Genomic DNA, 9,422 nt, shown 5'->3' with positions numbered 1-9,422 from the left:
CAGCTTCGACGTCAACCACCGGGCCCGGCTCTGGCCGGCCCGGCACGCCGCCGACCTGCTGCGCCGGCTCGCCGACGCCGCCGACCTGGTCCTCGTCGGGCTCGACGAGGCACAGACGTTGTGGCGGACCCCGGACGCCGAGGCGGTCCGGACACTGCTGCCCAACCCGCGCATGGTGGTCGTCAAGGACGGCGGGGTCGGCGCGACCGCGCTGCCCCGGACCGGCCCGGCCACCGTCGTGCCGGCGCTGCGGGTACCGGTCGTCGAGCCGGTCGGCGCCGGGGACGCCTTCGCCGCCGGGTACCTCTCCGGGGTGCTGCGCGGGTGGGAGCCGCGGGCCGCGCTGCGCCTGGGCCACCTCTGCGCGGCCCGGACCCTCACCGTCGCCGGGGACACCGCCCCGCCGCCGGAGCGGGCGCTCTGCGACGACCTCGTGGCGCTGCCCGACGAGGGGTGGGCGGCGCTGGACCCGACGCGGCTCGACGGGCCGTACCGGGTGGGCGGTGCCGGTGCCCGGGGCCTGGCTGCCCCCGGTCCGCGGTCGGCCGGCGGTGCGCCGGGTTGACCGGGGTGCGCGGCGATGGGGGAGGCGGGGTCAGTCCGGCGGCGCGGCACCGACGCTGGCGCGGCGCACCAGCTCGGCCGGGAGGACCTCCACCCGGGCCCGGTCGCCGGCCCGCTCCAGGGCCAGCGTCATCGCCCGGCTGCCCAGCTCGACCAGGGGCAGCCGGACGGTGGTCAGCGCCGGGGTGACGTCCCCGGCGATCGGCATGTCGTCGAAGCCGGCCACGGAGACCCGCCCGGGCACGGCGACGCCGCGCCGGCGCAGCTCGGCCAGCGCGCCCACCGCCATCGAGTCGTTCAGCGCCACGATGGCGGTCAGGTCCCCGGCGGCGTCGAGCAGCTCGGCGGTCGCCGCCGCCCCGCCGTCCCGGTCGAACCCGGCGTAGCGGATCCGGTCGTCGTGCAGCGGGCAGCCGTGCTCGGCCAGCGCCCGCCGCAGGCCGCCGAGCCGGTCGGTGGTGGTGGTGAGCACGCGGGGGCCGGCGATCACCCCGATCCGCCGGTGCCCGAGCCGGACCAGCTCCTCGCCGAGCAGTTGCGCCCCGGTCTCGTTGGCCGGCATCACCGCGTCACCGGCGTGGTCGTGCCGACCGATCACCGCGACCCGGCCGCCGGTCGCCTCGTACGCCGCCAGCTTCTCGTTGAGCCGCTGGGTGAAGCCGTCGTCGTGGTACCCGGAGCCGGCGAGGATCAGCGCGGCCACCTGCTGGGCGCGCAGCAGCTCGACGTACTCCAGCTCCCGCTCGGGGTCCCGGTAGCTGTTGCAGATGATCAGCAGCCGGCCGTGTTCGGTGGCGACCCGTTGCAGCCCCCGGGTGACCTCGGCGAAGTACGGGTCGGAGACGTCGTGCACGATCACCCCGACCACGCTGCGCTGCGGCCGGGCCAGCAACTGGGCGTGGGCGTTGGGCACGTACCGCAGGTCGGCGACGGCCCGCAGGACCCGCTCGCGCAGCTCCTCGGCGACGGGCTTGCTACTGCCGTTGATCACCCGCGACGCCGTGGCGGGGGAGACCCCCGCGCGGCGGGCGACGTCGGCGAGCGTCGCCATGCAGCACCCCCGAAACCGTTCCACGGTCGCGCCGCCCGCGACCGGACGTCAGGCTACCGCAGAGCGGTGCGCCTGATCACGCCCCGCGATCCCGGCCCGGCCCGGGTGGGCCTTGCCGGGGGAGCGGGGCGGCATCTAGTCTCCAGGAAAGCGCTTACCTGTGGCGGTGGTCCACCGCCGCAGGTGTCGGAGGGAAGGACAACCATGACCCGCAGGCCGATCGGCATCATCGTCAACGGCGTCACCGGCCGGATGGGCTACCGCCAGCATCTCGTCCGGTCGCTGCTGGCCATTCGCGAGCAGGGCGGCGTCGCCCTGCCCGACGGCACCCGGATCTGGCCGGAACTGGTCCTGGTCGGACGCAACGAGGACAAGCTGCGGGAGATCGCGCAGCGGCACGGCCTCACCGACTGGACCACGGACCTCAGCGCCGCGCTGGCCCGCGAGGACGTCGAGATCTACTTCGACGCCCAGGTCACCCAGCAGCGGGAGAAGGCGATCCGGCAGGCCATCGAGGCCGGCAAGCACATCTACACCGAGAAGCCGCTGGCCGAGGAGACCGAGGCCGCCCTGGACCTGGCCCGGGTCGCCGACGCCGCCGGGGTCCGTACCGGCGTGGTCCAGGACAAGCTCTTCCTGCCCGGCCTGCGCAAGCTCAAGCGGCTCATCGACGGCGGCTTCTTCGGCCGGATCCTGTCGGTGCGCGGCGAGTTCGGCTACTGGGTCTTCGAGGGCGACTGGCAGCCGGCCCAGCGCCCGTCGTGGAACTACCGGTCCGAGGACGGCGGCGGCATCGTCGTCGACATGTTCCCGCACTGGCACTACGTGCTGGAGGAGCTGTTCGGCCCGGTCCGGGCGGTCAGCACGGTCATCGCCACGCACGTCCCCGAGCGGGTCGACGAGGCCGGCCGCGCCTACCCGGCCACCGCCGACGACGCCGCGTACGGCATCTTCGAGCTGGCCGGCGGTGTCATCGCCCAGCTCAACTCCTCCTGGTGCGTCCGGGTCAACCGCGACGAACTGGTCGAGTTCCAGGTCGACGGCACCGAGGGCAGCGCCGTCGCCGGGCTGCGCAACTGCAAGATCCAGCACCGGGCGGTCACCCCGAAGCCGGTGTGGAACCCGGACCTGCCGGTCACCGAGAACTTCCGGGCCCAGTGGACCGACGTGCCGGACAACGAGGAGTTCGACAACGGCTTCAAGGTCCAGTGGGAGGCGTACCTGCGCCACGTGGTGGCGGGCGAGCCGTTCCGCTGGGACTTCCTCGCCGGCGCCCGGGGCGTGCAGCTCGCCGAGCTGGGCCTGCTCTCCGCCCGGGAGGGTCGCCGCGTGGAGATCCCGGAGCTGAACCGATGAGCGCCGAGGTCCGTCTCCCCGACGGCGGCCGGCACCGGCTGCGCGGCGGCGCCGGCTTCCCCCGGCCCGCCGCCCCGGCAGCCTCCCGGATCGCGTACGCCGCCGCGCACGTGGTCGCCGACCCGGCCGCCGAGAACGTCCCGGGCACCCCGGCCGCCGTCGACTGGGACCGCACCCTCGCCTTCCGCCACCACCTCTGGTCGTACGGGCTGGGCGTGGCCGAGGCGATGGACACCGCCCAGCGCGGCATGGGCCTGGACTACCCGGCCGTCCGGGAGCTGATCCGGCGCAGCGCCGCCGAGGCCCGTACCGTCGGCGGGAAGATCGTCGCCGGGGTCGCCACCGACCAGTTGCCCCCCGGTCCGGCCACCCTGGACGACATCGCGCGGGCGTACCACGAGCAGCTCGCCGACACCCTCGCCGCCGGGGCCCGGCCGGTGCTGATGTGCAGCCGGCACCTGGCCGCCACCGCCACCGGCCCCGACGACTACCTGCGGGTCTACGGCGACCTGCTGGCCGCCACCGACCAGCCGGTGGTGCTGCACTGGCTCGGCGACATGTTCGACCCGGCGCTGGCCGGCTACTGGGGCGCGGCCGACCTGGACCTGGCCACCGCCACCGTGCTCCAGCTCATCAAGGACCACGCGGAGAAGGTCGACGGGATCAAGGTGTCCCTGCTCGACGCCGACCGCGAGGTGGCGCTGCGCCGCGCGCTGCCCGCCGGGGTACGCCTCTACACCGGCGACGACTTCAACTACCCGGAGCTGATTCGGGGCGACGAGCAGGGCCACTCGGACGCCCTGCTCGGGGTCTTCGCCGCGATCGCGCCGGCCGCCTCGGCGGCCCTGGCCGCCCTCGACCGGGGCGACCTGGCGACCTACGACGAGGTCTTCGCCCCCACCCTGCCGTTGGCCCGGCACCTGTTCGCCGCGCCGACCTGGTTCTACAAGACCGGGATCGTCTTCCTCGCCTGGCTGGCCGGCCACCAGGAGCACTTCGTCATGGTCGGCGGCCAGCAGTCCGGCCGCTCCCCGGCCCACCTGGCCCGGCTGCTGGTCCTCGCCGACGCCGCCGGCCTGCTCCCCGACGCCGACCTGGCGGCGGCCCGGGCCCGGGCGTACTTCACCACCGCCGGGGTCGTGCAGTGAGCAAGGTGGCGCGGTTCTCGTTCAACCAGGCGACGGCGAAGCACTGGCCGCTGGAGGACGTGGTGGCCGGCTGCGTCGACGCCGGGGTGCCGGGCATCGGGCTGTGGCGCGAGCCGGTCCAGGAGTACGGCCTGGCGAAGGCGGCCACCCTGGTCCGGGAGGCCGGGCTGGCGGTCACCTCGCTGTGCCGGGGCGGGTTCTTCACCGCCGACGGGTGGCGCGACGAGAACCGGCGGGCCATCGAGGAGGCCGCCACCCTGGGCACCTCCGTGCTGGTCCTGGTCTCCGGCGGGCTGCCCGAGGGGAGCCGGGACGTCGACGGGGCGCGGCGGATGGTCGCCGACGCCATCGCCGAGCTGGCCCCGGAGGCCGCCGCCGCCGGGGTGACCCTGGCCATCGAGCCGCTGCACCCGATGTTCTGCTCCGACCGGTGCGTCGTGGCGACCCTCGGGCAGGCCCTCGACATCGCCGAACAGTTCGAGCCCGGCACGGTCGGGGTGGTGGTCGACGCGTACCACGTGTGGTGGGACGACACGGTCTACCAGCAGATCGCCCGCGCCGGCGCGCGGATCGCCGCGTACCAGGTCGCCGACTGGATCACCCCGCTGCCGGAGGGGGTGCTGCTGGGCCGGGGCCTGCCCGGCGACGGCTGCGTGGAGCTGCGCCGGCTGCGCGAGGCGGTCGACGCGGCCGGGTACACCGGGCCGGTGGAGGTGGAGGTCTTCAACGCCGAGGTCTGGGCCCGACCGGGCCGGGCCGTGCTCGACGCGTCCGTGGCGGGGTACCTGCGGCACGTCGTCTGAGACCCGCGCCGGGTCGGCCAGTGCTGTCCGACCCGGCGCGTCCCCCGTCGCCCCGTCCCCGGCGGTGACACCCCACGGGTGTCCTCCGTCGCACCCCCACCGCCCTGCCTGCGCCGGCCCGCGCCGCTGAGCGCACCATGTGAGCCGGGAGCAGGGGCGACGAGGGGGCGGGAGGTGCGTGGGCGTGGCGACGGTCCGGTGGAGTTGGTTCCGGGAGGCCGCCGGTCGGGTCCGGGTGGGCTGGCTCCAGGTGGTCGAGGGCACCCTCGCGGCGACCGTCGCCTGGGTGCTGGCCACCGCGCTGGTCGGTCACCCGCAGCCGTTCTTCGCTCCCGCCGCCGCGTTGATCGTCCTGGGGCAGGCCCGGGGGCAGCGCACCGCCCGCGCGGTGGAGGTGGTGCTCGGGGTGGCCGCCGGGGTGCTCGTCGCCGACGTGGTGGTGCAGGCCCTCGGCCCCCGGAGCACCTGGACCGTGTTCACGGTGATCCTGCTGACCATCGTCGGGGCGGTGGCGATCGGCGCGGGCGGCGTCTCCGTGGTGCAGGCCGCCGTCTCCGCCCTCTACCTGGTGGTGATCTCCCCGCCGACGGAGTCGCTGATCCCGTTCCGGTTCGTCGACGCCCTGATCGGCGGCGTGGTGGCCCTCGCCGCCAGCCAGCTCGGCTCGGCCCGGCATCCGCTCGCCCCACTCGTCGCCGAGTTCCGGCTCACCTTCGAGGAGCTGGCCGGGGTGCTGCGGGCGGTGGCCGAGGCGCTCGACGACCGCGACGAGAGCGTCGCCCGGACCGCGCTGGAGCGGGCGCGCGGGATGGACGCCGCCGTGGAGCGGCTGCGGACCGGGGTGCTCGCCGCCGGGGAGGCGCTCACCCTGCACCTGCGGCGCCGCCGGCACCTCGGACGGCTCCGCGCGGTCGACCCCTCGATCGGGCAGATCGACTACGCCGTCCGTAACGTCCGGGTGCTGGCCCGCGCCGGGGTGACCCTGACCCGCCTGCCCACCCCGGTCCCGCCCGACCTCGCCGTCGCCGTCCGGCTGCTGGCCGATGCGGTGCACGCCGTCGGGGAGACGATCGCGGCCGACCTGGACGGCCGGGCGGAGGCCGCCGAGGAGTGCTGCCTCCGCGCCGAGACCGCCGCGCTGGCGGCGGTCCGGGTCGCCGGGCGACTCTTCACCTCCGGGCAGACCCTGCCCCTGGCGATGATCGTCGGGCAGGTCCGGGCCATCGCGATCGACCTGCTGCGCAGTGTGGCCGCCGACGACGACGCGACCGTCCTGGCCCGGGTCGACGAGGCGCTCGGCCTGCCGGCGGTGTGAGCACCGGCGACCCCCCGCCCATCCGGGCCGGCCGTGACGGTGCCGGTGCGGACCCGGATCGCGGTGAGGGTCGGGGGCGCTGCCCACCGCTGTCGTCCCACGGTGTCCAATGATCGGTCGACGTCTCATCCTGTCGTCCAGGAGGTCACCTGTGAGCAGCACCGACGCTTCGGCCGTCGGCACCGGTGCCGGCCCGTCCGGCGTACCCGCCCCGGTGCTGGCCGCGCGCAACGCCGTGGCCATCGTCTTCGCCCTCAACGGTCTCGCGATCGCCACCTGGTTCTCCCGGGTCCCGGCGGTGCGGGAGGCGCTCTCGCTCAGCGCGGGGCGGCTCGGTCTGCTGCTGCTGGCCATGTCCGCCGGGTCGATGCTGGCGCTGTCCACCGCCGGGCTGGCCACCCAGCGCTTCGGCCCGGCCCGGACGGTCGGTGGCGCGGTGCTGCTGGTCGCCGGCGGGTTGGCCGGGGCCGGGGTGGCCGCCGGCGTGGCCGGCTCGCTGCCGGGCGTGGCCGTGGGGCTCTTCGCGCTCGGCTACGGCGCGGGCGTCTGCGAGGTGGCGATGAACGTCGAGGGGGCGGCCGTGGAGCGCCGGCTGCGGCGCAGCGTACTGCCCCGGTTCCACGCCGCCTGGAGCCTCGGCACGGTGGCCGGCGCCGGGCTGGGCGCGGGGGCCGCCGCGATCGGCCTGCCGGTCGCCGGGCACCTGGGCGTGCTGGCGGTGGTGGTGCTGGTCGGCACCCTGTTCGCGGTCCGCGCGTTCCTGCCGGTGCCGGGTACCGGCCCGACGGTGGCCGGCGCGGCGGGCCAGCGACCGGCGCGGCGTCGCGGCGGGCTGCTGGCCGCCTGGCGGGAGCCGCGTACCCTGCTCATCGGCCTGCTGGTGCTCGCGGCGGCGTTCACCGAGGGCAGCGCCAACGACTGGCTCGCGGTGGCGTTCGTCGACGGGTACGGGTTCAGCGAGGCGGCCGGCGCGGCGGTCTTCGCCGTCTTCGTGGTCGGCATGACGCTCGGCCGGACCGCCGGCACGGTGGCGATCGACCGGTGGGGTCGGGTACCGGTGTTGCTGACCACCATCGTGCTGGCCGGCGTGGGGGCGCTGCTCGCCGTGCTGGCCGGCAGCGGCCCGGTGGCGATCGTCGGGGTGGCGCTCTGGGGGCTCGGCGCGTCGCTCGGCTTCCCGGTCGGGATGAGCGCCGCCGCCGACGAGGAGGAGCACGCCGCCGCGCGGGTCAGCGTGGTGGCCGCCATCGGGTACACCGCGTTCCTGGCCGGCCCGCCGCTCCTGGGGCTGCTCGGCGACCGGGTGGGCACCCTGCGGTCGCTGCTGGTCGTGCCGCTGGTGCTGCTGCCTACTTTGGCCCTGCTGCCGGCGCTGCGCCCACCGGCGGCCTCGTCCGGCCCGAAGGTCCCGCCCCCGCCCGCGCCGGCCCGGTGAGCCGCCGCGCCGGGTGACGTGGGTCACGCGGTCACCGGGTGGTCCCGTGCTCCCGGGTCTCCAGGAGGCTCCCACCCGGCTCGCAGGGAGCTGACAGGTCGGCGTGCTGCACTCCAGGGGAGCCCCGAGGAGAGGAGCCGAGATGGCCTGGTGGAACCGACGGTCCCGGTCCGACGGGACGGTCCCGACCAAGCTCGACCGTGAGGCGACCCGGGAGGACCTGGCCGCGCTGGAGGAGTTCGTGACCAGCCGGCGGGGCGTGGAGTTCTACCTGGAGCCGGAGACCACGGCCACCGACACGACGGTGATGGCGATCGCCTTCGACGGTGAGTGGATCCGTCGGCGGACCGGATCCCCGCAGGTGGCGGCGACGATCGCGCACCGGCACGCGGTGCCGCTGTACGAGGCGGCCCGCACCGGGTACCCGGAGCGGATGCGCGCCTGGAACCGGGCCCACCCGGAGCGCCGGCTGCGCTGATCCCCGAACAACCGGGAGGTGCCGAGGGCGGGGCGGGCCGGGAAATCCCGTTGACCCGGCCCGCGACGGCGGCCAGGGTGGGTCGGTGCAGCAGACGGACCAGATCATCGTCACCGGCGCCTCCGGCGCCCTCGGCAGCCTCGTCGTCGACGAGCTACTCCGCCGGGTCCCGGCCGAGCGGGTGGTCGCGGTGACTCGTGTCCCGGCCAGGCTCACCGCGCTCACCGGTCGGGGGGTCACCGTGCGGCACGGCGACTACGACGACCCGGCCAGCCTCCGGTCGGCGTTTCGCGGGGCGTCCCGGCTGCTGCTGGTCTCCTCGCCGGAGCTGGACCCGGCCCGCCGGAGCGCGCAGCACCGCGCGGCGGTCGACGCGGCCCGGCACGTCGCCGTCGGCGCGGTCGCCTACACCAGCTTCCTCGGCGCCGACACCGACGCCACCGGCCTTACCGAGGCGCACCACGCCACCGAGCGGGCGATCGAGGCCAGCGGGTTGCCGTACACCCTGTTGCGTCACCCGTTCTACAGCGACGCCTTCCTCGACGCCGGCCTGCGCGCGGCGGTCGCCGCCGGGGAGGTGACCAGCAGCACCGGCGGGCAGGGCCTGAACACGGCGCTGCGGCGGGATCTCGCCGAGGCCGCCGCCGTCGTGCTCACCGGAGCCGGACATCTCGGCCGGGGCTACGACCTCACCGGGCCACTGTGGACCTATCCGGAACTCGCCGCCGTCCTCACCGCCCTCACCGGCACCCCGGTCCGACACCGCGAGGTGCCCGCGCAGCCGGGGGCGATGGGCTGGCTGCACGGCCTGGCCCGGTCGGGCGCCCTGCGTCGGCAGACCGGCGACCTGGCGGGCCTGCTGGGCCGAGCGCCGGTCCCGCTGCGGCAGGCGGTCGCCGAGGCGCTGGCCCACCCCGCCCCGTGAACCGGCGGTGACCGGTCAGCCGGCCACCGCGCGGGCCAGGGCGTAGCCGGCCCAGGCCGCGCCGAGCCCGGCGACCCCGCTGCCGACGACGTTGACCAGCGCGAGCGGCCGGGCGCCGGCCCGAGCCAGGCGTACCGTCTCGTAGCCGCAGGTGGACCAGGTGGTCAGGGCGCCGCAGAAACCGGTACCGAGCAGCGCGGCGACCGCCGGCCCGACGGGTACCCCGACCAGCGCGCCGAGCAGGAACGAGCCGGTGACGTTGACGGTCAGGGTGCCGACCGGGAACCGCCCCCGGTGCCGGGCCTGCACCGCCCGGTCGACCAGGTACCGCAGTGGCGCGCCGACCG

The 9,422-nt window shown here is 76.1% G+C and carries 10 protein-coding genes; 8 read left to right on the top strand and 2 right to left on the bottom strand.

Going from position 1 to position 9,422, the window contains the following annotated elements; all coding sequences use genetic code 11:
* On the top strand, positions 1-565 hold a 565-nt coding region (locus AWW66_RS30040; RefSeq protein ID WP_245648547.1), incomplete at its 5' end, for a PfkB family carbohydrate kinase.
* Between the two features lie 30 nt (positions 566-595).
* On the opposite strand, the gene AWW66_RS30035 is transcribed toward AWW66_RS30040, so the two are convergent.
* Positions 596-1,615 (bottom strand): LacI family DNA-binding transcriptional regulator, encoded by a 1,020-nt coding sequence (locus AWW66_RS30035; protein WP_067373528.1) that lies wholly within the window; start codon positions 1,613-1,615, stop codon positions 596-598.
* 204 nt (positions 1,616-1,819) lie between these two features.
* On the opposite strand from AWW66_RS30035, the gene AWW66_RS30030 reads away from it, so the two are divergent.
* The 7 genes from AWW66_RS30030 to AWW66_RS30000 all read left to right on the top strand — a co-directional run bounded on the left by AWW66_RS30030 (position 1,820) and on the right by AWW66_RS30000 (position 9,075).
* A complete protein-coding gene (locus AWW66_RS30030; RefSeq protein ID WP_067373525.1) occupies positions 1,820-2,971 on the top strand; it encodes a Gfo/Idh/MocA family protein in 1,152 nt (383 codons plus the stop codon).
* Positions 2,968-4,119 (top strand): dihydrodipicolinate synthase family protein, encoded by a 1,152-nt coding sequence (locus AWW66_RS30025; protein WP_067373523.1) that lies wholly within the window; start codon positions 2,968-2,970, stop codon positions 4,117-4,119. Before AWW66_RS30030 ends, AWW66_RS30025 begins: the two co-directional genes overlap by 4 nt.
* 5 nt (positions 4,120-4,124) lie before the next feature.
* Entirely contained in the window at positions 4,125-4,922 is a 798-nt protein-coding gene (locus tag AWW66_RS30020) for a sugar phosphate isomerase/epimerase family protein (protein ID WP_067373536.1), read from the top strand.
* Positions 4,923-5,106: 184 nt separating this feature from the next.
* Entirely contained in the window at positions 5,107-6,237 is a 1,131-nt protein-coding gene (locus AWW66_RS30015; RefSeq protein WP_067373534.1) for an FUSC family protein, read from the top strand.
* A gap of 109 nt (positions 6,238-6,346) precedes the next feature.
* A complete protein-coding gene (locus AWW66_RS30010; protein ID WP_067373520.1) occupies positions 6,347-7,672 on the top strand; it encodes an MFS transporter in 1,326 nt (441 codons plus the stop codon).
* 142 nt (positions 7,673-7,814) lie between these two features.
* A complete protein-coding gene (locus AWW66_RS30005; protein WP_067373517.1) occupies positions 7,815-8,150 on the top strand; it encodes a hypothetical protein in 336 nt (111 codons plus the stop codon).
* Between the two features lie 85 nt (positions 8,151-8,235).
* The gene (locus tag AWW66_RS30000; RefSeq protein WP_211272151.1) at positions 8,236-9,075 is read left to right on the top strand and encodes an NAD(P)H-binding protein; all 840 of its coding nucleotides are present in this window, start codon (positions 8,236-8,238) and stop codon (positions 9,073-9,075) included.
* A gap of 15 nt (positions 9,076-9,090) precedes the next feature.
* Here AWW66_RS30000 and AWW66_RS29995 read toward each other — a convergent pair.
* Positions 9,091-9,422, bottom strand: a 332-nt coding sequence (locus AWW66_RS29995; protein WP_067373514.1) for a fluoride efflux transporter FluC, incomplete at its 5' end; no start/stop codon positions are given.

It is taken from the genome of Micromonospora rosaria, from assembly GCF_001567585.1.
Lineage (GTDB): Bacteria > Actinomycetota > Actinomycetes > Mycobacteriales > Micromonosporaceae > Micromonospora > Micromonospora rosaria.
Note: the sequence above shows the minus strand (reverse complement) of the source record. Positions and strands in the feature narration are given on the sequence as shown.